Below are 26577 nucleotides of genomic sequence, written 5' to 3'. Positions count from 1 at the left end.
CGGGGTGCCCGCGAGAGCCCCGAAGGAGTGGAGCACAGTGCCCGAGCTGAGGTCCCGTACGGTCACCCACGGTCGCAACATGGCAGGCGCCCGGGCGCTTCTCCGGGCGGCCGGCGTAGCCCGCGAGGACTTCGGCAAGCCGATCATCGCGGTCGCCAACTCCTTCACCGAGTTCGTCCCCGGCCACACCCACCTGCAGCCGGTCGGCCGGATCGTCTCCGAGGCGATCAAGCAGGCGGGCGGCATCCCGCGCGAGTTCAACACCATCGCCGTGGACGACGGCATCGCGATGGGCCACGGCGGCATGCTCTACTCGCTGCCCTCGCGCGACCTGATCGCCGACTCGGTCGAGTACATGGTCAACGCGCACTGCGCCGACGCCCTGATCTGCATCTCCAACTGCGACAAGATCACCCCGGGCATGCTGATGGCGGCGCTGCGCCTGAACATCCCGACCGTCTTCGTCTCCGGCGGCCCGATGGAGGCCGGCAAGGCCACCCTGGTCGACGGCACCGTGCGCAAGCTCGACCTGGTCGACGCGATCTCCCAGGCGGTGAACGAGAACGTCTCCGACGAGGACATCGCGATCATCGAGGAGAACGCCTGCCCCACCTGCGGCTCGTGCTCCGGCATGTTCACCGCCAACTCGATGAACTGCCTGACCGAGGCGATCGGCCTCTCGCTGCCGGGCAACGGCTCGGTGCTCGCCACCCACACCGCCCGCAGGGCCCTGTACGAGCGGGCCGGGCGGACCGTGGTCGAGATCGCCGACCGCCACTACGGGCAGGACGACCACTCCGTGCTGCCCCGGGCGATCGCCACCCGGGCCGCCTTCGAGAACGCCATGGCCCTGGACATCGCCATGGGCGGCTCGACCAACACCATCCTGCACCTGCTCGCCGCCGCCCAGGAGGCCGAGCTGGACTTCGACATGCGGGCCATCGACGCCGTCTCGCGCAGGGTGCCCTGCCTGTCCAAGGTCGCGCCGAACGGCTCGTACTACATGGAGGACGTGCACCGGGCCGGCGGCATCCCGGCCATCCTCGGCGAGCTGTACCGGGGCGGGCTGCTCAACGAGGACGTCCACACCGTGCACGCCGACTCGCTCGCCGAGTGGCTCAAGACCTGGGACGTGCGCGGCGGTTCGCCGTCCGCCGAGGCGGTCGAGCTGTGGCACGCGGCCCCCGGCTGCGTCCGCTCCGCCGAGGCCTTCTCGCAGTCCGAGCGCTGGGAGTCGCTGGACACCGACGCCGCCGGCGGCTGCATCCGCAGCGTCGAGCACGCCTACTCGGTGGAGGGCGGCCTGGCCGTGCTGTACGGCAACCTCGCCGAGGACGGCTGCATCGTGAAGACCGCCGGCGTGGACGAGTCGATCTGGACCTTCAGCGGCCCGGCCGTCGTGGTCGAGTCCCAGGAGGACGCGGTCGAGGCGATCCTCGCCAAGCGGGTCAAGGAGGGCGACGTCGTCGTCATCCGCTACGAGGGCCCCAAGGGCGGCCCGGGCATGCAGGAGATGCTCTACCCGACGTCCTTCCTCAAGGGCCGGGGCCTGGGCAAGGCCTGCGCGCTGGTCACCGACGGCCGCTTCTCCGGCGGCACCTCGGGCCTGTCCATCGGCCACGCCTCCCCGGAGGCGGCCTCCGGCGGCACCATCGCGCTGGTCGAGGACGGCGACACCATCGCCATCGACATCCCCGGCCGCCGGATCTCCCTGGAGGTCCCGGACGAGGTCCTGGCCGAGCGCCGCCGCGCCCTGGAGGCCGCGGGCGGTTACCGGCCGAAGAACCGCGACCGCCAGGTCAGCCAGGCCCTGCGCGCCTACGCCGCGATGGCCACCTCCGCCGACAAGGGCGCCGTCCGCGACGTGTCCAAGCTCGGCTGACCCCCGCCCGGCGCGACGCCGGGCCCGTACGGCGTGACACCGGGCCCGTACGGGAACGGCGCCGGCCCCGCACGGAACGAGGAGGAGCCGTCCCACCGGCCGGGACGGCTCCTTCGCCGTGTACGGCGGTCGGGTGATAATCGACGGCGTGAGCGAGCAGCCCCCCACCCCCGCCCCCACCCCCGCCGGCGCCCCCGAGCCGGAGCCGATCCGCTGGTTCGGCACCAGCTGGCTGAACCGGGACAACGGCTACTGGCCGCGGCGGGTCGCCGTGTCGGCCGGTGCCCTGGTCGCGGCCGCCGCCGCGGTGCTGCTGCTGCGCTTCGGCGTGGAGGGCGTCGCGCTCTCCGACGGCGGGGGCTTCCTGAACGGGCTGCTGACCGCCGCCATCGCGGTCTGTTCGATGATGGCCGTGCGGCGCACCTGGAAGGTGCTCACCGAGGGCAAGGACCAGCTGACTGGCTGGATGGCCGAGGACAAGTCGCTCGGCGCGGTCTGGCTGATCGGCGGGGCCGGTTCGCTGCTCGCCTACTTCGCCCGCAGCCTGGTCGAGGCCCCGGGCGAGGCGGTCCGGCGGGCCGCCTACGAGCGGGCCGTCGCCCAGCACGAGAAGCGCCAGGCGAGCCGCAGCCGCCGGCCCGACGCCAAGGCGCCGAGCCGGGGCAAGCGCAAGCGCTGACGGCGGTCAGCTGCGGCTGGTGGCCTCGCACCCCTGGTCGGTGCCCAGCTCCTTGCTCTGGTCGTAGGGGTCGACGGTCGGCCCGGTCACCTCGGGGTGGGGCTGGTCGAACTGCCGGAAGTTCGGGTGGAAGAAGCCGTCGTGGATGACGCACGAGCTGTTGCCGAAGCTCGCGTTGGTCTTGCTGATGTTGATCTTCTCGGGGTTGGCGCGGTACTTGCCCGGGTCGTAGAAGCGGTAGTCGGAGACCCGGCGCACGATGGTCCGGGCCGTCCAGGTGTCTCCCGCGACGTCCTCGGCGGGGCTGATCCGCAGGCTCACGGGCTTGGCGACGCCGCCGCCGCCGCCGCCGGCGGGGGCGGCCGGGGCCGCGGGCGGTGAACCGGGCGGGGTGGCGGCGGCCTTCCCGGCCTCGGGCCCGGGGCGCAGCGCGTAGACGAAGGTGTAGTCCGTGTGGACCACCACTCCGCGCTCGCCGTCGCTGTCGAAGCTCATCCACCCCTTCACCTTGACCACGTCGCCGACCGGGATCGCGTCGCGCCGGTCGAAGCGGGAGAACCACGAGGTCGGTTCGAGTTCGTCGGTCGGGGTGGCGAGGGCCTTGGCCGGCTTCGTCTGCGCCTCGCGGTCCAGCAGGGCGAGCGCGGCCTCGGGATGGCCTCCGGCGGTCACATCGGGGTCGAGGTTCGAGGCGACCAGGAAGTCCTTGACCAGCTTCAGCTTGGCCGCGACCTGGTTCTCGTCGAACACCCCGACGGCGTGCGCGTCCGGCAGCCCGATGCCGGCGGCGCCGGTGAGCCAGCCCTCGGCGGGGGAGCCCTTCCAGGGGTGGTCGACGGTCGGCTGGTCGTCGCGGGTGGCCGGCGGGGCCGTGGTCGGCCGGGCGGTCTCCGGGGCGGCGGTGGGCACCGGCGGGCGGGCGGCCGTGGAGCCCGGGCCGTAGTTGATCGAGTACCAGTCGCGCAGCCCGTCGATGTTCAGCACCGCGAGCAGCACGGCGACGGTCAGCACGACGAAGAGCGGCGTGCGCCACTCCAGGCGGCGCCGCGGGCGCGGGTCGCCCCACGGGCCGAGCGCGGTGGGCTTCGGCTTGCGGCCGAACCGGCGCTTGGGCGCCGCCGGGCCGTCGTTGACCGAGCGGCGGCCGCCGGGATCGACTGGCGGGGTGTGCTTCCACCGGGCGGACAGTATGCGGGTGCGCCCGCTCTGTTCCTTGACGGTGGCTCGGCGGACGAACTCCTCGTCCAGGACGAGGTCGGCGAACGGGTCCTTCCGTCCCGCCCCGGACGGGTCGGACCCGTCCGGCTCGTCGCCCCCGGCGGGGCGCGGTTCCGGATCTTCGGCTATCGGCATCGCGCCAGTATGACGACGGGGGGTGACGATGCGTCGATCGGGGGCACACCACGTGGTGAATTCGTGCGGGGCGGGTTCCGGTTCGGCCGGGTTCGTTCGGAAGACTGCCGTCCGTCCGAACCGCCCGAACCACCTGTTCGAACCGTCCGTCCGTCCGTCCGAACCGCCCGTCCCGCGGCCGGTTTCAGCCCTTCTCGCGGGCCTGCTTGACCGAGCCGACCACCCCGGCGACCGCCAGCAGCAGGCCGGCCGGCAGCAGCGAGATGAAGAGGGCCTCGAACAGGCCCGCGTCGCCGAGGAAGAGCTGGGCCAGCGTGTTCAGCGCGAACAGCCCGCCGGCCGCCGGGAGCGCCGCCTGCCAGGGGTGCTCGTTGGCCCAGCGCCGCAGCCGCCGCTCGGAGGTGTCGCGCCGCAGGTGGCCGCCGACGGTCCCGACCAGGAAGAAGAAGAACAGGCCCCAGCCGGCCGGTGAGGCCAGCATGCTCAGCGACCAGTCCCCGGAGATCGCGCCGATCCCCAGGGCCGTCGCCCCCACCACCGCACCGACCCCCGCGGCGGTCCGCCACGGGCCCACGGTCGCCGAGGCGACGGCGAGTTGCCGGTTCTCACGTCGGGACATTTCGTCGTGTGCCATGGCTCCACGGTGCTCCCGCCGGAGCTCGGAGGCCATAGGGGAAACCCCCGAGTTTTCTCCCTAGGGGGCGGGTCGTTCGGGTCCGGGTCGGTATCCGTTCGGGCTCGGCCCGGATCCCGTGCGGGCCCCGGCCCGGAGTCCGCCGCCGCCCGGGGGCGGGCTCCTCCGCGCCAGGCGCGGACCACGGAGCGGACGGTCCCCGCGCCCCGCCCCGGGCGGTGCGAGGATGGCCGCAGTACCGAGGCAAGGAGCGGACCATGGGCAGCAGCGCAGCGCACGGACAGAAGATCGCCTTCCTGGGCACGGGCAAGATCGGCGAGGCCCTGCTCTCCGGTCTGCTGCGGGCCGGCAAGGACCCGGCCGACGTCCTGGTGACCGCCCGCCGCCCCGAGCGCGCGGTCGAACTCGCCGCCCGCTACGGGGTGGTGGCCGTCTCCAACGCCGAGGCCGCCAAGCTCGCCGACACCCTGATCCTGGCGGTGAAGCCGCAGGACATGGGCGCCCTGCTGGAGGAGCTGGCCCCGCACGTCGGCGCCGACCGGCTGGTGATCTCGGCCGCGGCCGGCGTCCCCACGGCCTGGTTCGAGGAGCGGCTCGCGGCGGGCACCCCGGTGGTCCGGGTGATGCCCAACACCCCGGTGCTGGTGGACGAGGGGATGAGCGTCATCTCGGCCGGCTCGCACGCGGGGGAGGAGCACCTGGTGCGCGCCGAGGAGATCTTCAGCTCGGTCGGCAAGGCGCTGCGGCTGCCCGAGGCCCAGCAGGACGCGGCCACCGCGCTGTCCGGCTCGGGGCCGGCCTACTTCTACTTCCTGGTGGAGGCGATGACCGACGCCGGCATCCTGCTCGGGTTGCCCCGGCAGGTGGCGCACGACCTGATCGTGCAGTCCGCGATCGGCGCCTCGGTGATGCTGCGCGACTCCGGCGAGCACCCGGTGAAGCTGCGCGAGGCGGTCACCTCCCCGGCCGGTACCACCATCGCGGCGATCCGCGAGCTGGAGAACCACGGGGTGCGGGCCGCGCTGCTCGGCGCCCTGGAGGCGGCCCGGGACCGCTCCCGGGAGCTGGCCTCCGGCGGGAAGTAGCCCGCGCGGAAGTCCTTGCGCGACCCCTCCCGCAATCGCGGCGCAGCCCCTACGCTCTCGCCAACATCGTTCTACCGGTCGGTAGCGAGGTCGTCCGGAGGTCCGCTTGAGCGCCGCACCCCCCACCGTCCCGCCCGGTCTGCGCGCCGGGCGGGCCGCGCTCGCCGTCAGCTTCCTGCTCCAGGGCACCGTCTTCGCCCTGCTGGTCACCTGCATCCCGGAGATCCAGCACCGGTACGGGCTGAGCGACGGGCTGCTGCCGGTCTTCCTGGCCGCGGTGCCGGTGCTGGCCGGGGTCGGCTCGATCGTCTCCGAGCGGCTGGTGAAGCGCACCGGCGCGCGGGCCGTGCTGCGGGTGGTCCAGCCCGCCGTCTGTCTCGCCCTGGCGGCCGCCGGGCTGGGCGACGCGCTGTGGCAACTCGCCCTGGCGCTCGGCGCGTTCGGGCTGCTGGTGGGGGCGCTGGACGCCAGTATGAACATGCTCGGGGTGGGGCTCCAGCACCGCTACGGCCGCTCGATCATGATCGGCTTCCACGCCGCGTTCAGCCTCGGCGGCATCCTCGGCGCGGCCCTGGCCGGCCTCGGCTCGCACTACGACCTCGGGCTGCCGGTGCTGTTCGGCGCGGCCGCCGCGGTGGTCGCCCCGCTCGCCGTGCTGACCGGCACGTTCTTCGCCGGGCCGGCCGAACTCGGCGACGCCGTACGGGAGGCCGCCGCGGCCGCGGCCCGGTCCGTGCCCTGGCGTCCGCTGCTGCCGCTCTGCCTGGCGATGGCCTTCGCGTACATCGCGGACGCCTCGGTCTCCAACTACAGCGTCAAGTACCTCACCGACGGGCTGGGCAGCCGGGAGGACCTCGCCAAGCTCTCCTACCTCGGCTACATGGTGGCCATGCTGCTCGGCCGGGCCCTGGGCGACCGCGCGGTGCAGCGCTTCGGGGCCGTCCCGGTGGTCCGCTTCGGGGCCGCGCTGGCCGCGCTCGGCTTCGCGGCGGCCGCGATCGCGCCCGCCGCCTGGGCGGGCATCGCCGGCTTCACCGTGCTGGGCTTCGGCATCTGCGCGATCATCCCGCAGGTGTTCGCGGCCGGCGGCCGGCTCTTCCCGGCGGACTCGGATGCCGCGGTGGCCCGGCTCAACCTCTTCAACTACGTGGGTTTCCTGGTCGGTTCGCCGCTGGTCGGGGCGATCGCCGACGCGAGTTCGTACCGCTGGGCGCTGCTCGCCCCGATGCTGCTGGTGCTCGCCGTCCTGCCGCTGGCCGACCGCTTCTCTCCGGCGCCGACGCGAACGGCGGCCCCCGCCGTCGGGTGACGGCGGGGGCGGTCGACGGGGCGGGGGTCAGCTGATCACGGTCTCCAGCTCGGGCGTGCCGTTGAGGTGGGGGCCGCTCTTGGTCATGACGGCCGGGTAGCCGTACTCGGCGTAGGCGTACGGGGTCCAGTTCAGCCTGAGCGGCACGGACCAGGGCAGGGGGGAGACGATCCGGACGGTGGCCGTGACGGTGCGGGTGGCGCCCGGCGGGATCGGCGCCGTGGGATGGAAGGAGACGAAGTCGCCGCTCGGGGCGACCGTGCAGTCCGTTTGGTCCCCGCCGCAGCCGGTGATGGCGAACGCGTTGCGGTACGAGCTGGTCGGCCAGTTCGGCTCGATGTACTCGTACGCGAAGACGATGGGGATGGTCTCGGTGTTGGTGAGGGAGAGGGTCAGGGTCAGCTGGTCGCCCGGCGCCGCCGTCTTCTTGTCGACGGAGGCCGAGAAACCGGTGATCAGGCCGTCGTCGCGGACGGCGGCGGAGGCCGGATTCGCGCCGAATATCGCGCCAAGTGCCAGTACTGCGGCGAGAATTGCTCCGAGGCGTTGCACGCTGATGGGCTTCATGGCGGAGAGGATAGGAAGCCGTGAAGGCCCGGCGCGCGTCCTCTTCACGCCATCCTCGACCGGAACCGCCGGACCCCCGCCGTCGGGTGACGGCGGGGGCGGTCGACGGGACGGGGTCAGCTGATCACGGTCTGGAGCTCGGGCACCCCGAAGGTGAAGGTCTGGTCCTTGGCCGTGGTGACGCCGCCGACCTGGCCGAACTCGTAGTAGACGTACGGCGCCCAGTTCAGGGTGTACGGCCCGGCGCCCCACCCGGGAGTGTCGGTGATCTTGACGGTGAGCGTGACGGTCTTCGTCGCCCCGGGCGCGATCGGCGCGTTGAAGTGGAAGTTGGCGCTGTTCCCGTTGGTCACGCAGTCGGAGGTGTCGCCGGTGCAGCCGACGATGGAGAACGCTCCGGCCTGGGTGTTGGCCGGCCAGGTCGGCTGGACGGCCTCGTAGGCGAAGTAGATCGGGCTGGCCTCACTGTTGGTGAGGGAGAGCGTCAGGGTCAGCTGGTCTCCCGGCTTGGCCGTCGACTTGTCGACCGCGAAGGCGGTGCCGCTGACCGCGGCGGAGGCCGGCTGGGCGGCAAAGAAGACGCCAAATCCCAGTATTGCAGCGAGAATTACCCCAAGGCGTTGCACGCTGAATGGCTTCATGGCGGAGAGGATATGGAGTCGCAAAGCGTTTGTCTGTACCGCGTCGGCACTTGTCTCCACAGATGCCCCACAACTTCCGTGGTCCCGCCCCGCACCCGCCCCCCGTCCCGCCCCCGCGGCCGCCGCCCCGGCGCGCCCTGACCGCGGTCCGGCCGCCGCCACCCGCTACGGTGGAGGCCATGCCCGAAGCCGAGCGTGACACCCCCTGCGGCCTGCACCTCTTCTGGGACGAGGCCGTCACCGCCTACGACTTCGGCCCCGGCCACCCGATGGACCCGACCCGGCTGGCCCTCACCATGCGCCTGGTCGAGGCCCTCGGCCTGAACGCCGGCCCCGGGGTGACCGTCCGCTCCGCGCCGCCCGCCGGTGAGTCCACGCTCCGGCTGGTGCACACCCGGGAGTACGTCGAGGCGGTCCGGAACGCGGCCGCCCACCCCGAGCGCTCCGACCCGCTGCACGGACTCGGCACCGACGACAACTGGTCCTTCCCCGCGATCCACTCGGCCTCCGCGCTGATCGCCGGCCAGTCCGTGGCCGCCGCCGAGGCGGTCTGGCGCGGCGAGACCCCGCACGCCGTCAACTTCACCGGCGGGCTGCACCACGCGATGCCCGGCAAGGCCTCCGGCTTCTGCGTCTACAACGACCCGGCGCTCGCCATCGCCCGGCTGCTGGAGCTCGGCGCCGAGCGGGTCGCCTACGTCGACGTGGACGTCCACCACGGCGACGGCGTCCAGGCGGCCTTCTGGAACGACCCCCGGGTGCTCACCGTCTCGCTGCACGAGCACCCCGCCACGCTCTTCCCGCAGAGCGGTTGGACGATCGAGACCGGCGGCGAGGACGCCCCCGGCTCCGCCGCCAACCTGCCGCTGCCCGCGGGCACCGGCGACGCGGGCTGGCTGCGCGCCTTCCACGCGGTGGTGCCCGAACTGCTCGACGCGTTCCGGCCGCAGGTCCTGGTGACACAGCACGGCGCCGACACCCACCTGGAGGACCCGCTCGCCCACCTCGCCGTCACCGTGGACGCCCAGCGGCTGGTCGCCGAGGCGCTGCACGACCTCGCCCACCAGTACGCCGGCGGCCGCTGGGTGGCCACCGGCGGGGGCGGCTACGCGGTGGTGGACGTCGTCCCGCGCACCTGGACCCACCTGGTCGCCACCGCCGCCGCCCGGCCCGTCGACCCGGCCACCGAGACCCCCGAGTCCTGGCGCGCCGAGGTCTACCGCCGCACCCGCCGCCCCGCCCCGCTGCGGATGACCGACGGCGCCCGCCCGGCCTGGCGCGACTTCGACTCGGGTTACGATCCGGCCGACCGACTCGATCAGGCCATCCTCGCCACCCGCCGGGCCGTCTTCCCGCTGCACGGGCTGCTGGCCTGAACCCGCCGCCCCGCACCCGCCCAGGCCGGGGGGTGCGTACGCCGGGCGGTGCCATCCGCCGAGCGGCTACGTACTGCAACAGTCCTATCTCTCACCGTACGAGGACTGCACTTCCCCTCTTCCCACTGGTACCACCCATAACTACTCTGGGGATACACGTGTGCCGGTGGAGTCACCGGAGGGGAAGCCGGTGCCTTGCACACGGGTAAGGGTCGGGTGATGGTCATGAGTTCCGTCGAGCGCCCCCTTCAGGAAGTCGTCTTCCTGACCGTGGCGGAGGTCGCCGCGGTCATGCGGGTGTCCAAGATGACGGTGTACCGGCTGGTGCACAGCGGAGAGCTGCCGGCCATCCGGGTCGGACGGTCCTTCCGGGTGCCCCAGCAGGCGGTGCACGAGTACCTCAAGGAGTCCTACGTGCGGCTCGAGAGCGCGTAGCGGCGGCGCGCGGGCGCGGGGTCCACACCGGTGGGCCCCGCACCCGTTCGCCGGGGATTTCCCCCGAGTTCTCCGGTTGCGAGGGGCGCGATTTACAGCCCCGGGCAAGCGGAAGGTAGGCTAGGCCCTCACGTCAGTCGTATGGACTCCGTCTCTCACGGGCGAGAGTCTCAGTGAGCGAGGGTTGTTCCGTGGGCTCTGTCATCAAGAAGCGTCGCAAGCGTATGGCCAAGAAGAAGCACCGCAAGCTTCTGAAGCGGACTCGCGTTCAGCGTCGCAACAAGAAGTAAGCGGCCCCGGCCGCGCCTAGCGCGCCCAGCGCTTCCACCGCCCGTCCTGGCCCTCGTGGCCTGGGCGGGCGGTGTCGTTTCACGGCCCGGTGGGGCGGCGCGGTACGGTGCACGCAGGCCGTCCGGGCCGGGGAATGGGGGCAGCACCGTGGGCGTGGTCGTGCTCGTCACCGGCGTGGCACGCCATCTCGGTGCCCGTTTCGCCGCAGAGGTCCGCCGCCGGCCGGGCGTGGACCTGGTGGTCGGCGTGGACGTGCAGCCGCCCCGGCTGCCGCCCGAGGAGCCGGCCGGCCCGGCCGCCCCGTACCGCTTCCACCAGCTCGACCTGCGCCGTCCGGCGCTCTCCCGGGTGCTGGCCGAGCACCGGGTGGACACCGTGGTGCACCTCAGCGTCAGCGCCACCGGCCTGGGCTCCACCAACCGCTCCGCGGTGAAGGAGTCCAACGTGATCGGCACCATGCAACTGCTCGGCGCCTGCCAGAAGGCCCCCGGGGTGCGCCGGCTGGTGGTGAAGTCCACCACCGGCGTCTACGGCTCCGCACCCCGCGACCCGGCGGTGTTCAGCGAGCGGATGCAGCCCAAGGACCCGCCCGGCGGCGGCTTCGCCAAGGACGCCGCGGAGGTCGAGGGCTACGTGCGCGGCTTCGCCCGGCGCCGCCCGGACGTCGCGGTGACGGTGCTGCGCTTCGCCAACATCGTCGGCCCGGACGCGGACACCCCGCTCAGCGAGTACTTCGCCCTGCCCGTGCTGCCGACCGTCCTCGGCTACGACCCGCGGCTGCAGTTCGTGCACGAGGACGACGCCGTCGCGGTGCTCTGCCGGGCCGCCGACGAGCCCGCGCCGGGCACCGTCAACACCGGGACCTTCAACGTGGCGGGGGAGGGCGTCCTGCTGCTCTCCCAGTGCGCCCGCCGGCTCGGCCGCCCCACCCTGCCGCTGCTGTTGCCCGCGGTCAGCTGGATGGCCGTGCTGGCCCGGCAGACCCGGCTGGTGGACGTCTCGCCCGAGCAGCTGCGGCTGCTCACCCACGGCCGGGTGGTGGACACCACGCGGCTGCGCGACACCTTCGGCTACCGTCCGGCGTTCGGCACCCCGGAGGCCTTCGCCGACTTCGCCGCCGCCCGCGGACCGGGCCTGCTGCCGCCAGGGCGGCTGGCCGCCGTCACCGACCGGCTGACCGCCCTGCTCGGCCCGGAAGGCGCCGCGCCCGCCGGGCCGGACGCCGGGCCGCCCGCCGTACCGAACCTCCCCAGCCGACCGAGGAGCTGAACCCGCGATGAGTGCCGCAGCCGAGAACGCGCCGGGCGAGGCCAAGGTCATCCCGATCGAGTCGGCCCCCAGCTGGACCTCACCGGAGGGGCCGAAACTGGCCGACCGGCTCGCGGAGGCCGTCGGCGGGGCGCTGTCCGGGCCGCTCGGCCCGGCCGCCACCCGGCTGTTCGGCAAGGGCTGGGAGGGCCGCGCCGCCGAGCGGCTGGCCTTCCTGCGCCGCCGGGTGACGGGCGACTACGAGGTGGACGAGTTCGGCTTCGACCGGGAGCTCACCGAGGAGGTGCTGCTCTCGCTGCTGCGCCCGCTGGCCGAGAAGTACTTCCGGATCGACGTCCAGGGCGTGGAGCACATCCCGGCGGAGGGCGGCGCGCTGATCGTCGCCAACCACTCCGGGACGATCCCGCTGGACGCCCTGATGACCCAGGTGGCCATCCACGACCACCACCCGGCCGGGCGGCACCTGCGGATGCTCGCCGCCGACCTGGTCTTCGTGCTGCCCGGCATCAACGAGCTGGCCCGCAAGGCCGGCCACACCCTGGCCTGCAACGAGGACGCCCAGGCGCTGCTGGAGCGCGGCGAGGTGGTCGGGGTCTGGCCGGAGGGCTTCAAGGGGATCGGCAAGCCGTTCTCCGAGCGCTACAAGCTCCAGCGCTTCGGCCGCGGCGGCTTCGTCGCCTCGGCGCTGCGTGCGCGGGTGCCGATCGTCCCCTGCTCGATCGTCGGGGCCGAGGAGACCTACCCGATGATCGGCAACGTGAAGACGCTGGCCAGGCTGCTGGGCCTGCCGTACGTGCCGGTCACCCCGACCTTCCCGTGGCTGGGCCCGCTCGGGGTGCTGCCGCTGCCGACCAAGTGGACGATCCGCTTCGGCGAGCCGATCGCCACCGACGCCTACCCGGCGGAGGCGGCGGACGACCCGATGCTGGTCTTCGACCTGGCCGACGAGGTGCGCGAGACCATCCAGCACACCCTCTACCAGCTGCTGGTGCAGCGGCGTTCGGTGTTCTTCTGACGGTGCCCCGCCGAACCGGCGGGCGCCCGCCGGACCCTTCGGCACGGGAACGGGCCCGGGTACGGCGGTGGCCCGGCGGATATCGCACTCCGCCGGGCCACCGCGGTCCTGTCGTCAGCCGCCCAGGATGCGCAGCCCCGGAAGCAGGTCCGGGAGCAGCGGGGGCACCTCGACGCCCTGCGGCTGGGCCGCGTTCGGGGCGCCGGGGGTGGACTGCTGCGGTGCCTGCGGCGGGGCCGCGTCGGCGCTCGGCGAGGGCTTGGTGCCGGTGAGGCCGCTGGTGAGGCCGCCGACCAGGCCGTTGACGGCGTCCGGGGCGCTGCTGGGCAGGCCGTCCGGCAGGACGCCCTTGCCGCCGACCGAGGCGCCGGAGCCGGGGTTGGCCGGGGCGTGCTCGGTGGCGCCGGGGCGGTTGCCGGCGGCGCCGGAACCCGGGCCCTGGGCGGTGCCGGCCGTGGTGCCGGATCCCGCCGCGGGGGAGCCGGCCGGGGAACCGCCGGTCGAGTGGGACGAGCCGTCGCCCGCTCCGTCGCCGGCCGTGCCACCGCTCTGGGCGGGGGGCAGGACCAGGCGCAGGGGCGCGACGTCCTCGCTTATGTCGTCGAAGAGCCGGTTCACCAGGTCGGCCTGGCGGGTGAGCTGGACGGGCAGCCTGCCCTGCAGCTCGCTCCACCGGCCGTCCTCGTCGTGGGCGAAGCCGGCCAGGGCCCGCATCGGGTCCAGCGAGCCGTTGCTGCGGTAGACCGAGCGCAGCAGGTCGCGGCCCTTGAGGGCGTCGGCGTGCATGTCGTCCAGCGCGCGGCGGACCTGTTCGACGGTGGCCGGGCTGAGCGCGCCGGCCGGGCCGGTGCGGCCGACCAGGGCCTTGGCCTCGCCGAGCCGGGTGGCCGCGTTGTCGAGGAGCAGTTCGCCGCGTTCGGAGTCGGAGCCCGCGAAGTCGAGCCGGAGTCCTTCCAGGCCGCGTTTGAGGCCGTACAGCGTGTCCCCGGGAACGGCGTTGGAGCTGGCCGCGGCGGCGCCGGCCAGGCTGCCGACGGCGAGCCCGGCGACCAGTCCGCCGATCGCGAACCGGCGGCTCCAGCGGCCGCGAGGCGCGGTCCGGATCACCCGATGGCGGCGCTGGCGGGGCACCGCGGTGCCCGTCCCGCCGGCGAAGGCCTGCTCGAACGCGGCCATCAGCTGGGCGCGTTGGACCGTGTGGACCTCCCGGTCCAACGCCGGCCCGGGCAGCGCCCCCAGCGCGTCGGTCAGACCGACCAGTCCGGCCATCGCGGCCGAACCGCCGCCGGTGGCAGCGGCGTTGTCCGATTCGGCGTTGGCCGCAGCGCGTTGCTCCGCCTGGTGGGCCTCCAGCGCCTCGGCGAAGGCCTTCGCCCGCCGGTGCTCAAGCACGTTTGCCGTCACGGGCCACACCTCCCTTCGTCGTTGTCGACACCCCGGCCTGCCGGACGGTTGCCCCGGCTGGCCAAAGCCACTCCATCGGGTGATAGGCCGCAATTCGACTTGACCGTACGCCTGGTGGGGGCTTGCACGCTGGCCAACGAGCGGTGCGGGCCGTCGGTTACGCACGGCTGATCATCGGACCGACCGTTCACCCTGACGTGTCGGCCGGGCGCGAACGATGACGGCCCGTCGGGGCGTATGGCACCGGTGCCGTCCTCGCCGCGGCTCATCGCGCGTCGGGCGGGAGCAGCCGGGCCAGGGTCCGGACGGCGCGGTACTGGAGGGTCTTGATGGCGCCCTCGTTCTTGCCCATGATCCGGGCCGTCTCGGCCACCGAGAGCCCCTGCAGGAAGCGCAGGGTGACGCACTCCTGCTGCTGCGGGTTGAGCCGGCGGACCGCTTCCAGCAGGGCGGCGTTGGAGAGCGACTCCAGCACCGACTCCTCGGGGCTGCGCTCGCACTCGTTGGAGTCGAGCATCTCGCCGGTGGTGACCTCCAGCCGGAAGCGGCTGGACTTGAAGTGGTCGGCGACCAGGTTGCGGGCGATGGTGACCAGCCAGGCGCCGAAGTCCCGTCCCTGCCAGGTGAAGGTGCCGATCCGGCGCAGGGCGCGCAGGAACGTCTCGCTGGTGAGGTCCTCGGCGGTGGCCCGGCTGCCGACCCGGTAGTAGATGTACCGGTAGACGGTGTCCGCGTAGTGGTCGTAGAGCCGGCCGAAGGCCTCGCTCTCGCCGGCCTGGGCCCGCTCGACGAGCTCCATGATCGGGTTGTGCTCGGTCTCGTAGCCGGGGCTCGGCGCGGTCCGGGCGCGGCCCCGGCCGGTGCTGCCGGTGCGGCCGCGCGAGCCGGTGCCGGCCGAGCCGGCGGCGGTGGTGCGCAGGGCCAGGCCGGGCGGCTGCGGCTGGCCGAACGATCCTCCGGCGAGCGCGAGTTGGGGCGAGGCGGCGAGCTGGCTGCGGAGCAGGGTGCGCAACATGTTCAGGCCGGTGGAGATCTGCCGCTCGACGGTCGGCCGGCCGCGGAGGGCGGTACGGGGGCGCAGGGGCGCGGACGACGGGCGGGAGGGTGCAGGCGCGTCGTTCCGGACGGGTGGGTACACGGGACTCCCAGAGGCAGAACTGTGGACGGATCACCTCCGCCTGCGCGGAGAGCACCCCCGAAGCGTCCGTTCGAGCGGGACGCGTGGTGGCGTGCATCCAGGAGAGAATAACGCTTTGTGCAATGACAGCTACACCGTGTGGTCGAAGTGGTCGTTTGGGATCCATTTGTTGCGCATGTTCGGCTGAGATTGACCGGAGCTGTCGTCGTTCATCCGGCTCAACGTGATCGAACGGGTGCTCAGGGTGACCAATTTGGCGGGTCGAGGGGCGGTTTCCCAGCCTTGGGGCCCCGCAACCCCTGACTTTCCCGGCCTGGCGAACGATCAGAACCGGTCACCCGGTGACAGCTTCGTACAGGTGACCCGGACTGTCCTGCGGCGGCGAGGAGTTCGCCCGTAAGAGGGGCCAGGTCAGAGGCATGGTTGACGCCCGGTCACCCGCCGGAGCGAGCCCGCCCGCCCGGCCTCCGAACGCCGTCCGGACGGCCCGCAGACGACCCGGGGCGACCTTCCGGCGGCCTCCGCGCGACGTCCGGGCAACCTCCGCACGACCTCCCGGTGGCCCGTCGGCTCCGCCCGGCGGCCCGGCGCGGGAGGTTCAGGCGCGCCGGCGCCGCCGGTTCAGCGCCACCCCGGCCGCCGTCGCACCGGCCAGCACCCCGATCGCGGCCGCCGCCGGCAGCCCGACCCGGGCGGCCTTGCGCCCGGTCCGGAAGTCCCGCACCCGCCAGCCCTGCGCCCGGGCGTGGCGGCGCAGCGCCCCGTCCGGGTTCACCACGTACGGGTGGCCGACCAGCGAGAGCATCGGGATGTCGTTGGCCGAGTCGCTGTAGGCGGCGCAGCGGTCGAGGTCGAGGCGCTCGCGCCGGGCCAGCGCCCGCACGGCGGCGGCCTTGGCCGGGCCGTGCAGCAGGTCGCCGACCAGCCGGCCGGTGTACAGGCCGTCCCTGGCCTCGGCGACGGTGCCCAGCGCGCCGGTCATGCCGAGCCGCCGGGCGATGATCCGGGCCACCTCCAGCGGGGCGGCGGTGACCAGCCAGACCCGCTGGCCGGCGTCCAGGTGCATCTGGACCAGGGCGCGGGTGCCCGGCCAGATCTTGTCCGCGACGACGTCCTCGAAGATCTCCTCGCAGATCGCCTCCAGATCGGCGGTGGGCTTGCCGGCCACGATGCCGAGGGCGGACTGCTTGGCGTCCGAGATGTGGTCCGGGTCCTCGGCGCCGTGCAGCCGGAACCAGGCCTGCTGCCAGGCGAAGCGGGCGATGTCGCGGCGGGTGAGGAAGCCGCGGCGGTAGAGGCCGACGCCGAGGTAGAAGATCGCGGCCCCGCGCAGGATGGTGTTGTCGCAGTCGAAGAAGGCGGCGGCGCGGGGGTCGTCCGGATCGGGGGTGTGGTTCCCGGCCGGGGCCCTGGGGGCCTTGCCGGGCTTGGCGGCGGCCGGTGCGTCGGGCCCGTCGGCGCTCTCCGCGGCGGCGGTGTCCTTCGCGGCGGCGTCCTTCGGGGCGGCGGCGTCCTCCGGCTCCGGGGCGGGCGTCGGCCCGGGCTCGGCCCGCAGCGCGGCCTCGGCCGCCGCGGCCGCGGCTTCGCCGGCCAGGGCGCTCCGCTCGCTGCTGGAACGCCTTGCCTGGGTGAGCCTTCTGAGCACGGCCATGTCATCGAGGATAGCCAGCCGGGCGCGCGGCGACCGTGACGGAGCCGTGCCCGCGAGGTGAACAGCTCCACCGGGTGCCGGGCGTCCGGACGGGTGGGCGCCGTGGCGGAGAATGGGGAGGTGAGCCCACTGCTGCGACGTAAGAGCCCCAAGCCCGCGGACCGGACGGTGACCCTGGTCGGCAAGCCCGGCTGCCACCTGTGCGACGAGGCCCGCGAGGTGATCCTCCGGGTGACGGGCGAGCTGGGCGCGTCCTTCGAGGAGCGGGACATCACCCAGGACGAGGAGCTGTACCGCCGCTACTGGGAGCAGATTCCGGTCACCCTGATCGACGGCCGCCAGCACGACTTCTGGCGGGTCGACGAGCGCCGCCTGCGCACCGCCCTCGGCGGCTGAGCGACGGCCGAGCGTCGGCCGGGCGGAGACCGAGCGGCGACCGGGCGGAGGCCGAGCCGCGACCGGCCGGGGCCCGGCCGGGTCCTGACCGAGCGTTCGTCCGTGCACGGACCCCCGCCGAACGACGGGGCAGGTTCGCCGAATCGTTGCCAAAGACACCCCGTTCCGGCTTGGGCCGGGGCGGGCTGGTCGGCTTACGATCGAACACGTTTGCGCCCGTGGGGGGCTGATGCACGCGAGGAGTGCGCCATGCTTCCCGGCCCTGTCCCTGGGACGTCCGGAGCCGTGCCCGGAGCCCCGGACGGGCCCCGCGGCTTCGCCGTGGTGGACGTGGAGGCGACCGGCCGCAGCCCGTGGCGGCACCGGGTGGTCGAGGTCGCGGTGGTGCTGCTCGACGAGCGGCTCCGCCCCGAGGGGGAGTTCGCCACCCTGCTGGACCCGCTGGGCCCGGTCGGCCCGACCCACGTGCACCGGATACGCCAGTGCGACGTCGAGGGCGCCCCGCGCTTTCGCGAGATCGCCCCGAGGCTGCTGGAGCTGCTGGCGGGCCGGGTGCTGGTCGGTCACCACGTCAGCTGCGACCACGCCTTCCTGGATCGCGAGTTCGCCCGGATCGGGGTGCCGCTGCCGCCCGTCCCGCTGCTCTGCACGATGCGGCTGGCCCGCGCCCACCTGCCGCAGGCCCGCGGCCAGGGCCTGGCGGCCTGCGTGGAGGCGGCGGGCCTCGGCTGGTACCCGGCGCACACCGCGCTGGGCGACGCCCGGGTGACCGCCGAACTGCTGCGGCACTGCGTGGGCGCGCCGTCCTGCCCGCCGGACGACTGGGCCGGCCCGCTGCGCGAGGCCGCCCGGGTGCCCTGGCCCCGGCTCGGCCGGGCCCGTTCCCGCCCGTCCGGCACCGCCGTCCCGCTGCTGCGCCGGGAGGCGCCGTACGGCCCCCGGCTGCCCGATTCCCAGGCCCCGGAGGTCGTCCTGACCCGGGCCGGTGCTATGGGTTCGACGGCGTGATGCGCATCACTGTGCGGGGACAAAACGGACACCATCTTTGTGCACACGTTCACAAACACATAGCCTGGCTGCCAAAGCCCAGCTTCACCCACAGGAGCACCGTGGCAATCGGCCGATCACCACAGAGCAGTTCGCAGACGCCCGACCAGGGCGCCGCGCGCCGACCCTCGCGTGCCCGGGGCATCCCGGAGGCGACGGTCGCCCGCCTGCCCCTCTACCTGCGGGCCCTCACCGCGCTCTCCGAGCGCTCGGTGCCGACCGTCTCCTCCGAGGAGCTGGCCGCCGCGGCCGGCGTGAACTCGGCCAAGCTGCGCAAGGACTTCTCCTACCTCGGCTCCTACGGCACCCGCGGCGTCGGCTACGACGTCGAGTACCTCGTCTACCAGATCTCCCGCGAGCTCGGCCTGACCCAGGACTGGCCGGTCGTCATCGTCGGCATCGGCAACCTCGGCCACGCGCTCGCCAACTACGGCGGGTTCGCCTCCCGCGGTTTCCGGGTGGCCGCCCTGTTGGACGCCGACCCGAACGTGGTCGGTTCCACCGCGGCCGGACTGCCGGTGCGGCACATGGACGAGCTGGAGTCGATCGTCGAGAGCCAGCACGTCTCCATCGGCGTGATCACCACCCCGCCCGGCGCCGCCCAGCAGGTGTGCGACCGGCTGGTGGAGGCCGGTGTCACCAGCATCCTCAACTTCGCCCCGACCGTGCTGGCCGTCCCGGACGGCGTGGACGTGCGCAAGGTGGACCTCTCCATCGAGCTCCAGATCCTGGCCTTCCACGAGCAGCGCAAGGCCGGCGAGGAGCCGGACGACCGCGCCGAGTCGGTGCTGGACCGCGCCCCCGGTCCGGTCCGGGCGGCCGCGGCCAAGCTGCGCCGCGCGGCCGGCGGCAACGGCAAGGGCCGGACCGCCGCCGAGCCCGCGGTCAAGGACCAGGCCGAGCAGACCAAGGGAAAGTCCGCCAAGGGCGACGGGGATCTCTCCGCGGTGATGCCCGCATGAACACCGAGAGCTGTGGGGGGCGGGCATGAGCCTTCTCGTCGTAGGGCTGAGCCATCGCACGGCCCCGGTCGGGGTGCTGGAGCGCGCCGCGCTGACGGGTGACGTACCGACCCGGCTGCTGCACGACGCGGCCGCCACCGCCACGGTCGGCGAGGCCGCCCTGCTGAACACCTGCAACCGGATCGAGCTGTACGCGGACGTGGACAAGTTCCACGCCGGCGTCGCCGAGCTGTCGCTGCTGCTGGCCCACCACAGCGGGGTGGACCTGGAGGAGCTGACCTCCCACCTGTACGTCCACTACGAGGACCGTGCCGTCCACCACCTCTTCTCGGTGGCCTGCGGCCTGGACTCGATGGTCGTCGGCGAGGGCCAGATCCTCGGCCAGCTGCGCGACGCGCTGGCCAAGGCCCAGGAGGAGCACACCGCCGGGCGCGGCCTGAACGAGCTGTTCCAGCAGGCGCTGCGGGTCGGCAAGCGGGCGCACAGCGAGACCGGCATCGACAAGGCCGGCCAGTCGCTGGTCACCTTCGGCCTGGAGCAGGTCGCGGCGGGCGCGGGCGAGATCGCCGGCAAGCGCGCGCTGGTGGTCGGCGCCGGCTCGATGAGCTCGCTGGCCGCCGCCACCCTGGTCCGCTCCGGCGTGACCGACCTGCTGATCGCCAACCGGACCCCGGCCCGCGCCGAGCGGCTGGTCGAGATCCTGGGCCCGGACGTGGCCCGGGTGCTGGACCTCGCCAAGGTGCCGGAGGCGCTCGCCGACGTGGACCTGGTGATCTCCTGCACCGGCGCGTCCGGCGTGGTGATCCGCGCGGAGGACGTGGCCGCCGCCGTGGCCTCCCGTACGTCCGCCCAGCCGCTGGCCCTGCTCGACCTGGCCATGCCGCGCGACGTCGACCACGCCGTGCACGAGCTGCCCGGCGCCCTGCTGGTCGACCTGGAGAGCCTCTCCCACGCGCACGCCGCCAGCCCCGGGGCCGGCGACGTCGACCAGGTCGGCCGGATCGTCTCCGACGAGGTGACCGCCTTCGGCGCCGCCCAGCGGGCCGCCCGGATCGCGCCGACCGTGGTCGCGCTGCGCGCGATGGCCTCCGACGTGGTCTCCGCCGAACTCGGCCGGCTGGACTCCCGACTGCCCGACCTGGACGAGCGCTCGCGCGCCGAGATCACCCAGACCGTCCGCCGCGTCGTCGACAAGCTGCTGCACGCCCCGACCGTCCGGGTGAAGCAGCTGGCCGCCGAGCCCGGCGGCGCCTCCTACGCGGAGGCGCTGCGGGAACTGTTCGACCTCGACCCGGCGGCCGTGCACGCCGTGTCGGGCACGCCCGTCGGCGGCGCGCCCCAGCCCTCGACCGGGGGCGCCAGATGAACCGTCAGCCATCCCACGAGTACCACCGGGACGATCACCTCATGAATGGTCAACCGATCACGGAGCAGCCCTCGGCCACCGCGGCCCTGCGGCTCGGCACCCGGCGCAGCGCCCTCGCCATGGCGCAGTCGGGCATGGTGGCCCGCGAGGTGACCAGGGTCACCGGGCGCCCCGTCGAGCTGGTCGAGATCACCACCTACGGCGACACCTCGAGGGAGTCGCTGGCGCAGATCGGCGGCACCGGGGTGTTCGTCTCCGCGCTGCGCGACGCGCTGCTGGAGGGCCGGATCGACTTCGCCGTGCACTCGCTCAAGGACCTGCCCACCGCCGCCCCCGAGGGCCTGGCGCTGGCCGCCGTCCCCGAGCGCGAGGACGTCCGGGACGCCCTGGTCGCGGCCGAGGGCCTGACCCTCGACGAGCTGGTGGAGAAGCTGGCCGGAGCCGGCCGCCCGGCCCGGATCGGCACCGGCTCGCCCCGCCGGATGGCTCAGCTGAACGCCTGGGCCACCGCCCGCGGCGCCCAGCTGGAGACCGTCGCGATCCGCGGCAACGTGGACACCCGGATCGGCTTCGTGACCAGCGGCGAGCTGGACGCGGTGGTGCTGGCGACGGCCGGCCTGAACCGGCTCGGCCGCAGCGCCGAGATATCCCAGCACCTCGACACCGAGGTGATGATCCCGGCTCCCGGCCAGGGTGCGCTCGCGGTCGAGTGCGCCACCGCCGACACCGCGCTGACCGCCGCGCTCGCCGCCCTGGACCACGCCCCGACCCGGGTCGCCGTGGCCGCGGAGCGCGCCCTGCTGGCCACCCTGGAGGCCGGCTGCTCGGCGCCGGTGGCCGCACTGGCCACCTGGGGCCGGGAGAACGAACTGCGGCTGGACGGCGTGGTCGGCGACCCCGACGGAACCGCCCTGCTGAAGATGTCCGCCAACGGTCCGATCGTCCTCGACGAGGCCGCCGAGCAGCAGGCGGCGGCCCTCGGCCGCGCGCTGGCTGACCGGCTGCTCGCCGCGGGCGCGGCCGCCCTGATGGGGGAGCGAGCCCGATGAGCGAGCGAAGCGAGCGAATCATGAAGAGCTGCGCGTTTCGCGAAGAGACCGCCGAGCGCTGCGAGGTGGGCGCATGAGCCCCACCGCCGCCACCGACGCCCTGTTCCCCGCGGGACAGCCGGCCACCGGACGGTGCACCTTCCTGGGCGCGGGCCCCGGGGATCCGGGGCTGCTGACCCTGCGCGCGGTCGAGGTGCTGTCCACCGCCGACGTGCTGGTCGCCGACCCGCTGACCGCCGCCGCCGTGCGCAGCCACTGTCCGTCCGGCGTGCAGGTGCACACCCCCGTCGCCGAGGGCACCGACTTCGACCTGGCCAAGCTGGTCGCCGAGGCGGTCCGCTCCGGCAAGCACGTGGTCCGCACCGTCGACGGTGACCCCGGCCTGGACGGCTGCGCCGCCGAGGAGATGCTCAGCTGCGCGGGCGATGGCATCCCGTTCGAGGTGATCCCGGGCGTCGCCCAGTCGGTCGGCGTCCCGGCGTACGCGGGCGTCCCGCTGCGCGCGGGCTCCGGCACCGACGTGCGCTTCGTGGACGGCGCCGCGCTGCTGGCCGGCAGCCCGGTGGACCTGGGGGCGCCGGAGACCACGCTGGTGGTCCGCACCACCCTGGGCCAGCTGCCCGCCACCGCCGCCGCCCTGGTCGCGGGCGGCCGCAAGCCGGAGTCGGCGCTGAGCGCCACCCTCTCCGGCACCACCACCCGCCAGCGGACCTTCACGTCCTCGCTGGCCGGCATCGCGGCCGACCTGAAGGCCGCCCGGGTGCTGCCCTCGCCGGTCTCCGCGCCGGTCGACCCGGCCACCTCGGTGATAGCCGTGGTGGGCGAGCAGGTCGCCCACCGGGCCTCGCACTCGTGGTTCGAGACCAAGCCGCTGTTCGGCTGGAACGTCCTCGTGCCGCGCACCAAGGAGCAGGCCACCGGCCTGTCCGAGCAGCTGCGCTCGTACGGCGCGGTGCCGCAGGAGGTGCCGACCATCGCGGTCGAGCCGCCGCGCACCCCGCAGCAGATGGAGCGGGCCATCAAGGGCCTGGTCACCGGCCGCTACGAGTGGATCGCCTTCACCTCGGTGAACGCGGTGCGCGCCGTCCGGGAGAAGTTCGAGGAGTACGGTCTGGACGCCCGCGCGTTCGCCGGGATCAAGGTCGCGGCGGTCGGCGAGACCACCGCGCAGGCCCTGGTGGACTTCGGCGTGAAGCCGGACCTGGTGCCCTCCGGCGAGCAGTCCGCGGCGGGCCTGCTGGAGGACTGGCCGCCGTACGACCCGGTCTTCGACCCGATCGACCGGGTGCTGCTGCCGCGCGCCGACATCGCCACCGAGACCCTGGTGGCCGGCCTGGTCGAGCTCGGCTGGGAGGTCGACGACGTGACGGCGTACCGGACGGTGCGCGCCTCGCCGCCGCCGGCCGAGACCCGCGAGGCGATCAAGGGCGGCGGCTTCGACGCGGTGCTGTTCACCTCGTCCTCGACCGTCCGGAACCTGGTCGGCATCGCGGGCAAGCCGCACAACGTGACGGTCATCGCCTGCATCGGCCCGGCCACCGCCAAGACCGCCGAGGAGCACGGCCTGCGGGTCGACGTGATGGCCCCGGCGCCGTCGGCGACCGCGCTGGCCCAGGCGCTGGCAGACTTCGGGGCCAAGCGTCGCGACACCGCGACGGCCGCCGGTGAGCCGGTCTACCGGCCCAGCGAGCGCCGTCCCGGCTCGCGCCGCAAGGCCCGCTGACACCCCTCATGGCCGGGGGCGGCCGACCGTCGTCCCCGGCACTGCACAACCGTTCGGAGAGAGAAGCCGTGTCCGCTGAATTCCCGTACGTACGCCCGCGCCGGCTGCGCCGGAGCCCGGCGATGCGCCGCCTGGTGGCCGAGACCCGGCTGCACCCCGCGGAGCTGATCCTGCCGCTGTTCGTCCGCGAGGGCGTCAGCGAGCCCGTCCCGGTGAACTCGATGCCGGGCGTCGTCCAGCACACCCGGGACACCCTGCGCAAGGCCGCGGTGGAGGCGGCCGAGGCGGGCCTGGGCGGCCTCATGCTGTTCGGCGTCCCCGAGGTGCAGGACGCGGTCGGCAGCGAGGGCACCAACCCGGACGGCATCCTCCAGCAGGCGATCCGGGACGTGGTCTCCGAGGTCGGCGACTCCCTGGTGGTCATGTCGGACCTCTGCCTGGACGAGTACACCGACCATGGCCACTGCGGCGTGCTGGCCGCCGACGGCAGCGTCGACAACGACGCGACCCTGGAGCGCTACGCCGAGATGGCCCGGGTGCAGGCCGACGCCGGTGTCCACCTGGTCGGCCCGTCCGGCATGATGGACGGCCAGATCGGCGTGATCCGCCGGGCGCTGGACGAGGCCGGGCACCAGGACGTGGGCATCCTCGCCTACACCGCCAAGTACGCCTCGGCCTTCTACGGCCCGTTCCGCGAGGCCGTCGGTTCCTCGCTCAAGGGCGACCGCAAGACCTACCAGCAGGACCCGGCCAACGCCCGGGAGTCGCTGCGCGAGCTGGCGCAGGACCTCGCCGAGGGCGCGGACATGGTGATGGTCAAGCCCGCCATGTCCTACCTGGACGTGCTGCGCCAGGTCGCCGACGCCTCCCCGGTGCCGGTCTCCGCGTACCAGGTGTCCGGCGAGTACGCGATGGTCGAGGCGGCCGCCGCGAACGGCTGGATCGACCGGGAGCGGATGATCATGGAGACGCTCACCTCGATCCGCCGCGCGGGCGCCGAGCAGATCCTGACCTACTGGGCCCTCGAAGCCGCCGCGATGCTCAAGTAGCCGGCGCCGCACGGCGGAAGGCCGGGCCGTCCCCACGGGGGCGGCCCGGCCTTCCGGCTTCCTGCTAGACGTTCACGTCCCCGGCGTGCGCGAAGCCCACGCCGCCGCCGACCAGGTCGGTCGCGGTGGCCGCGCCGCCGCCGAAGCCGCCGGCGGCGGTGTCCCCGGCGTGGGCGAGGCCGAAGCCTTCGAGGGCCAGGAACGGCTCGTCGGCGGAGGCCGCGATCTCGCCGCCGCCGGCCACGCCGACGTGGGCGAAGGCCGGGGTCGCGGCACCCGCGAGCGCCAGAGCGGCGGCGGCGGTCAGGACGGCCTTGGCCAGCTTGCTCTTCATGGAACTGCCCTCTCTCTCGGAGCGCCCCCGCGGGCGCTCTGACACGTGATCACATCCGGCGGTCCGGTCCGGCGCCCCACGCGCCGGGCCGGAGCGCCGCTCACCCGTCCGGACCGCGCCGCGGCGCGGCCGGCCGGACACTTCGCCGCACAGCCCGGAGGGCCCGGGGAGACCTTCCTCCCCGGGCCCTCCGTCCGTGCCGTGCCCCTCGATCAGCCGATCAGGTGCGAGACACCCGCGTCGCCCGAGGACTGGGTGTTCTGGCCCACGTCGCAGATCTGCTTCGGGGTGCTGTTCAGGATCGGGACCTCGACCGGAACCGCGACGCCGATGACGGCGACGGCGATGTTGTGGATCTCCGGCAGGCAGATGTTCGGGTTGTCCAGAACGTGGCTGTTCGGGCTGCCGTTGCCCATGGTGCCGGTGTGGTTGGTGCCGCCGTTGCCCTGGACGGAGGTGGCGGCGCCGTCCGAGTCGACGATGGCGGAGGCCGAGCCCGCGGACATCGCGAGCGCGGCGGCGGCCAGGCCGGCCGCGGTGAGGGTCTTCTTGATCATTTCCGGTTTTCCTCTCGGGGTGAATCGACGGGCGATTCGGGGGTGTTTCGGAGGGTGGTGCAGGGAGAACGGGGTAGCGACCGATCAGCCGATCAGGTGGGACACGCCGCCGTCGCCCTGGCTCTGGGTGCCCTGGCCGATGGTGCAGTACTGCTTGCCACCGGTGTTGGCGACCGGGACCTCGACCGGGACGGCCACACCGAGCACGCCCACGGCGATGTTGTGGATCTCCGGCAGGCAGATGTTCGGGTTGTCCAGGAAGTGGAAGTTCGGGCTGTTGTTCCCGACCGTGCCCGTGAAGTTGGTGCCGCCGTTGCCCTCGATCGAGGCAGCGGCGCCGTCCGCGTCACCGATCGCGGCGGCGGGCGCGGCCGCACCGGCCAGCGCGGCGACGGCCAGGCCGGCGGCGGCGAAGGACTTCTGGATCATGGCGAGATCCCTCTCTGAAATGCTCTTTGGATTCCGTGCGTACAACGCTGCGAACGCTCAGACCCGGTCTGCAGTCACTGACGTCCAGATCAAAGAACGACGGCACGGAAGGTTACGGGGATTCTCGAAAAGAGTCCCGCAGGCGCGGCGGCGGATCGTTTCCGGTCGGATTATTAACCCGAACCGGTTAACCGCCGCAATCAGCGTTCCCGGTCACTCGTTGAGCAGATCGCTTTCCGGCTGCGGCCCCCCGCAGCCCTCCCAGTGATCTCCAGTACGGACAGCAGAACGGTGAAAAGCATGAAGCTCTCCAAGCGGGCCGGCGCGATGCTGCTGGCGGTCGGTGCCGGTGTGCTCGCCTCCCAGGGAGCGGCCTCCGCAGCCGCCCCGATCGGCCCCGAACAGGTCGGCGCGCTGGAGGACGCGCTGGCCACCCAGCAGGTCCCGGCGGACGTCCCGCTCGCCCCACTGGGCAGCCACCTCACGGCCGGCATCCCGGCCTCGCTGCTGATGCCGCCCGTCCCCGGCCCGACCACCAGCAGCGACGGGGCACTGCTCCCGGCGCAGGTCCTTCCCCAGCTGACCACCGGCAAGGTCGGCCCGAGCGCCAAGGCCGACCTCCCGCTCCCGCTGGTCGACCAGGGCGCCGACCTCGGCAAGGTGCTGCTGGACGCCCCGGCCGCGCCACTGCACGCCAAGACCCCCGGGCTCACCCTCGGCGAGCCGCTCGCGCTCGCCCGGGACGGCGCCGGCCAGCTCGCGGGCGGCCGGCTGAAGGTCGACGAGATCGACCCGCGGCTGGTCTCCGGCGCGGTCCAGGTGATCCCCGGGGCCAAGGCCAGCCTCGGCGGCGAGGACAGCCGGCTCTCGCTGACCGACACGGCGGGCGCCCTGGCCGACACCGCCACCACGACCACCACCACCGTGGTGGGGCAG

At 73.8% G+C, this 26577-nt stretch carries 27 protein-coding genes; 17 read left to right on the top strand and 10 right to left on the bottom strand.

The features are described from left to right. Positions 1–37: 37 nt before the first annotated feature. A complete protein-coding gene (ilvD, locus tag ACWD4P_RS24800) occupies positions 38–1882 on the top strand; it encodes a dihydroxy-acid dehydratase (protein WP_449781079.1) in 1845 nt (614 codons plus the stop codon). A gap of 148 nt (positions 1883–2030) precedes the next feature. Beyond that, on the top strand, positions 2031–2561 hold the full coding sequence (locus ACWD4P_RS24795) for a hypothetical protein (protein ID WP_359822637.1): 531 nt from the start codon (positions 2031–2033) through the stop codon (positions 2559–2561). A gap of 6 nt (positions 2562–2567) precedes the next feature. On the opposite strand, the gene ACWD4P_RS24790 is transcribed toward ACWD4P_RS24795, so the two are convergent. Both ACWD4P_RS24790 and ACWD4P_RS24785 read right to left on the bottom strand, forming a co-directional pair. Further along, entirely contained in the window at positions 2568–3914 is a 1347-nt protein-coding gene (locus ACWD4P_RS24790) for an SCO2583/SCO2584 N-terminal domain-containing protein (protein WP_449781078.1), read from the bottom strand. 184 nt (positions 3915–4098) lie between these two features. Continuing rightward, entirely contained in the window at positions 4099–4548 is a 450-nt protein-coding gene (locus ACWD4P_RS24785) for a hypothetical protein (protein WP_359822632.1), read from the bottom strand. Positions 4549–4805: 257 nt separating this feature from the next. On the opposite strand from ACWD4P_RS24785, the gene proC reads away from it, so the two are divergent. Together proC and ACWD4P_RS24775 are read left to right on the top strand one after the other, a co-directional pair. Further along, a complete protein-coding gene (gene proC / locus ACWD4P_RS24780; protein ID WP_449781077.1) occupies positions 4806–5633 on the top strand; it encodes a pyrroline-5-carboxylate reductase in 828 nt (275 codons plus the stop codon). Between the two features lie 106 nt (positions 5634–5739). Then, positions 5740–6942 carry an MFS transporter gene (locus ACWD4P_RS24775; RefSeq protein WP_449781076.1) on the top strand — a complete coding sequence of 401 codons (1203 nt, stop codon included), beginning with the start codon at positions 5740–5742 and terminating at the stop codon, positions 6940–6942. Between the two features lie 27 nt (positions 6943–6969). On the opposite strand, the gene ACWD4P_RS24770 is transcribed toward ACWD4P_RS24775, so the two are convergent. Continuing rightward, a complete protein-coding gene (locus ACWD4P_RS24770) occupies positions 6970–7509 on the bottom strand; it encodes a hypothetical protein (RefSeq protein WP_449781075.1) in 540 nt (179 codons plus the stop codon). A 116-nt stretch (positions 7510–7625) separates the two neighbouring features. Beyond that, positions 7626–8150: a COG1361 family protein gene (locus ACWD4P_RS24765; protein WP_359822625.1), complete on the bottom strand. Its 525-nt coding sequence runs from the start codon at positions 8148–8150 to the stop codon at positions 7626–7628. A gap of 179 nt (positions 8151–8329) precedes the next feature. Here ACWD4P_RS24765 and ACWD4P_RS24760 point away from each other — a divergent pair, with 179 nt between their 5' ends. From ACWD4P_RS24760 to ACWD4P_RS24740, 5 genes are all read left to right on the top strand, one after another. Next, on the top strand, positions 8330–9526 hold the full coding sequence (locus ACWD4P_RS24760; RefSeq protein WP_359822623.1) for an acetoin utilization protein AcuC: 1197 nt from the start codon (positions 8330–8332) through the stop codon (positions 9524–9526). A gap of 225 nt (positions 9527–9751) precedes the next feature. After that, positions 9752–9961, top strand: a complete 210-nt coding sequence (locus ACWD4P_RS24755; protein ID WP_045699258.1) for a helix-turn-helix domain-containing protein — start codon at positions 9752–9754, stop codon at positions 9959–9961. 173 nt (positions 9962–10134) lie between these two features. Beyond that, positions 10135–10251, top strand: coding sequence for a 30S ribosomal protein bS22 (locus tag ACWD4P_RS24750; RefSeq protein ID WP_425311139.1), 117 nt, complete (start codon positions 10135–10137; stop codon positions 10249–10251). Positions 10252–10399: 148 nt separating this feature from the next. Further along, a complete protein-coding gene (locus tag ACWD4P_RS24745) occupies positions 10400–11521 on the top strand; it encodes an NAD-dependent epimerase/dehydratase family protein (RefSeq protein WP_359822620.1) in 1122 nt (373 codons plus the stop codon). A gap of 7 nt (positions 11522–11528) precedes the next feature. After that, positions 11529–12536: a lysophospholipid acyltransferase family protein gene (locus ACWD4P_RS24740; RefSeq protein WP_359822617.1), complete on the top strand. Its 1008-nt coding sequence runs from the start codon at positions 11529–11531 to the stop codon at positions 12534–12536. Positions 12537–12650: 114 nt separating this feature from the next. On the opposite strand, the gene ACWD4P_RS24735 is transcribed toward ACWD4P_RS24740, so the two are convergent. From ACWD4P_RS24735 to ACWD4P_RS24725, 3 genes are all read right to left on the bottom strand, one after another. Continuing rightward, entirely contained in the window at positions 12651–13940 is a 1290-nt protein-coding gene (locus tag ACWD4P_RS24735) for a DUF5667 domain-containing protein (protein WP_449781074.1), read from the bottom strand. 265 nt (positions 13941–14205) lie between these two features. After that, a complete protein-coding gene (locus ACWD4P_RS24730; protein ID WP_449781088.1) occupies positions 14206–14955 on the bottom strand; it encodes an ECF subfamily RNA polymerase sigma factor, BldN family in 750 nt (249 codons plus the stop codon). A 721-nt stretch (positions 14956–15676) separates the two neighbouring features. Further along, the gene (locus ACWD4P_RS24725; protein ID WP_449781073.1) at positions 15677–16729 is read right to left on the bottom strand and encodes an HAD family hydrolase; all 1053 of its coding nucleotides are present in this window, start codon (positions 16727–16729) and stop codon (positions 15677–15679) included. Between the two features lie 120 nt (positions 16730–16849). Between ACWD4P_RS24725 and ACWD4P_RS24720 the strand changes: the two genes are divergently transcribed. The 7 genes from ACWD4P_RS24720 (at position 16850) to hemB (ending at position 24321) form a co-directional block, all read left to right on the top strand. After that, positions 16850–17125, top strand: coding sequence for a glutaredoxin family protein (locus ACWD4P_RS24720; RefSeq protein WP_359823607.1), 276 nt, complete (start codon positions 16850–16852; stop codon positions 17123–17125). 285 nt (positions 17126–17410) lie between these two features. After that, the gene (locus tag ACWD4P_RS24715; RefSeq protein WP_449781072.1) at positions 17411–18133 is read left to right on the top strand and encodes a 3'-5' exonuclease; all 723 of its coding nucleotides are present in this window, start codon (positions 17411–17413) and stop codon (positions 18131–18133) included. A 107-nt stretch (positions 18134–18240) separates the two neighbouring features. Then, on the top strand, positions 18241–19134 hold the full coding sequence (locus tag ACWD4P_RS24710; protein WP_449781087.1) for a redox-sensing transcriptional repressor Rex: 894 nt from the start codon (positions 18241–18243) through the stop codon (positions 19132–19134). Positions 19135–19159: 25 nt separating this feature from the next. After that, positions 19160–20500: a glutamyl-tRNA reductase gene (locus ACWD4P_RS24705; RefSeq protein ID WP_359823612.1), complete on the top strand. Its 1341-nt coding sequence runs from the start codon at positions 19160–19162 to the stop codon at positions 20498–20500. A 41-nt stretch (positions 20501–20541) separates the two neighbouring features. After that, a complete protein-coding gene (gene hemC / locus ACWD4P_RS24700; protein ID WP_449781071.1) occupies positions 20542–21549 on the top strand; it encodes a hydroxymethylbilane synthase in 1008 nt (335 codons plus the stop codon). 73 nt (positions 21550–21622) lie between these two features. Next, a complete protein-coding gene (locus tag ACWD4P_RS24695; protein ID WP_359823617.1) occupies positions 21623–23272 on the top strand; it encodes a bifunctional uroporphyrinogen-III C-methyltransferase/uroporphyrinogen-III synthase in 1650 nt (549 codons plus the stop codon). 68 nt (positions 23273–23340) lie between these two features. Further along, on the top strand, positions 23341–24321 hold the full coding sequence (hemB, locus tag ACWD4P_RS24690) for a porphobilinogen synthase (protein WP_359823619.1): 981 nt from the start codon (positions 23341–23343) through the stop codon (positions 24319–24321). 64 nt (positions 24322–24385) lie between these two features. Here the strand turns inward: hemB and ACWD4P_RS24685 are convergent, their stop codons facing one another. The 3 genes from ACWD4P_RS24685 to ACWD4P_RS24675 form a co-directional block, all read right to left on the bottom strand. After that, positions 24386–24655 (bottom strand): hypothetical protein, encoded by a 270-nt coding sequence (locus ACWD4P_RS24685; RefSeq protein ID WP_449781070.1) that lies wholly within the window; start codon positions 24653–24655, stop codon positions 24386–24388. Between the two features lie 212 nt (positions 24656–24867). Next, positions 24868–25212 carry a rodlet layer protein gene (locus tag ACWD4P_RS24680; RefSeq protein ID WP_359823622.1) on the bottom strand — a complete coding sequence of 115 codons (345 nt, stop codon included), beginning with the start codon at positions 25210–25212 and terminating at the stop codon, positions 24868–24870. 84 nt (positions 25213–25296) lie between these two features. After that, complete coding sequence (locus ACWD4P_RS24675; protein ID WP_359823624.1) at positions 25297–25641, bottom strand: rodlet layer protein; 345 nt, start codon at positions 25639–25641, stop codon at positions 25297–25299. Positions 25642–25941: 300 nt separating this feature from the next. Here ACWD4P_RS24675 and ACWD4P_RS24670 point away from each other — a divergent pair. Continuing rightward, positions 25942–26577 (top strand): hypothetical protein (locus tag ACWD4P_RS24670; RefSeq protein ID WP_449781069.1); only part of this gene is annotated, 636 nt, incomplete at its 3' end.

It is taken from the genome of Kitasatospora sp. NPDC002543 (assembly GCF_053594915.1).
Note: the sequence above shows the minus strand (reverse complement) of the source record. Positions and strands in the feature narration are given on the sequence as shown.

What these genes read in the sequence shown, in the direction of transcription:
- ACWD4P_RS24790 (WP_449781078.1), bottom strand. Translation starts at nt 3,914, where the DNA reads ATGCCGATAGCCGAAGATCCGGAACCGCGCCCCGCCGGGGGCGACGAG.
- ACWD4P_RS24785 (WP_359822632.1), bottom strand. Translation starts at nt 4,548, where the DNA reads ATGGCACACGACGAAATGTCCCGACGTGAGAACCGGCAACTCGCCGTC.
- proC (WP_449781077.1), top strand. Translation starts at nt 4,806, where the DNA reads ATGGGCAGCAGCGCAGCGCACGGACAGAAGATCGCCTTCCTGGGCACG.
- ACWD4P_RS24770 (WP_449781075.1), bottom strand. Translation starts at nt 7,509, where the DNA reads ATGAAGCCCATCAGCGTGCAACGCCTCGGAGCAATTCTCGCCGCAGTA.
- ACWD4P_RS24765 (WP_359822625.1), bottom strand. Translation starts at nt 8,150, where the DNA reads ATGAAGCCATTCAGCGTGCAACGCCTTGGGGTAATTCTCGCTGCAATA.
- ACWD4P_RS24760 (WP_359822623.1), top strand. Translation starts at nt 8,330, where the DNA reads ATGCCCGAAGCCGAGCGTGACACCCCCTGCGGCCTGCACCTCTTCTGG.
- ACWD4P_RS24755 (WP_045699258.1), top strand. Translation starts at nt 9,752, where the DNA reads ATGAGTTCCGTCGAGCGCCCCCTTCAGGAAGTCGTCTTCCTGACCGTG.
- ACWD4P_RS24740 (WP_359822617.1), top strand. Translation starts at nt 11,529, where the DNA reads ATGAGTGCCGCAGCCGAGAACGCGCCGGGCGAGGCCAAGGTCATCCCG.
- ACWD4P_RS24730 (WP_449781088.1), bottom strand. Translation starts at nt 14,955, where the DNA reads ATGTTGCGCACCCTGCTCCGCAGCCAGCTCGCCGCCTCGCCCCAACTC.
- ACWD4P_RS24725 (WP_449781073.1), bottom strand. Translation starts at nt 16,729, where the DNA reads ATGGCCGTGCTCAGAAGGCTCACCCAGGCAAGGCGTTCCAGCAGCGAG.
- ACWD4P_RS24705 (WP_359823612.1), top strand. Translation starts at nt 19,160, where the DNA reads ATGAGCCTTCTCGTCGTAGGGCTGAGCCATCGCACGGCCCCGGTCGGG.
- hemC (WP_449781071.1), top strand. Translation starts at nt 20,542, where the DNA reads ATGAATGGTCAACCGATCACGGAGCAGCCCTCGGCCACCGCGGCCCTG.
- ACWD4P_RS24695 (WP_359823617.1), top strand. Translation starts at nt 21,623, where the DNA reads ATGAGCCCCACCGCCGCCACCGACGCCCTGTTCCCCGCGGGACAGCCG.
- ACWD4P_RS24685 (WP_449781070.1), bottom strand. Translation starts at nt 24,655, where the DNA reads ATGAAGAGCAAGCTGGCCAAGGCCGTCCTGACCGCCGCCGCCGCTCTG.
- ACWD4P_RS24680 (WP_359823622.1), bottom strand. Translation starts at nt 25,212, where the DNA reads ATGATCAAGAAGACCCTCACCGCGGCCGGCCTGGCCGCCGCCGCGCTC.
- ACWD4P_RS24675 (WP_359823624.1), bottom strand. Translation starts at nt 25,641, where the DNA reads ATGATCCAGAAGTCCTTCGCCGCCGCCGGCCTGGCCGTCGCCGCGCTG.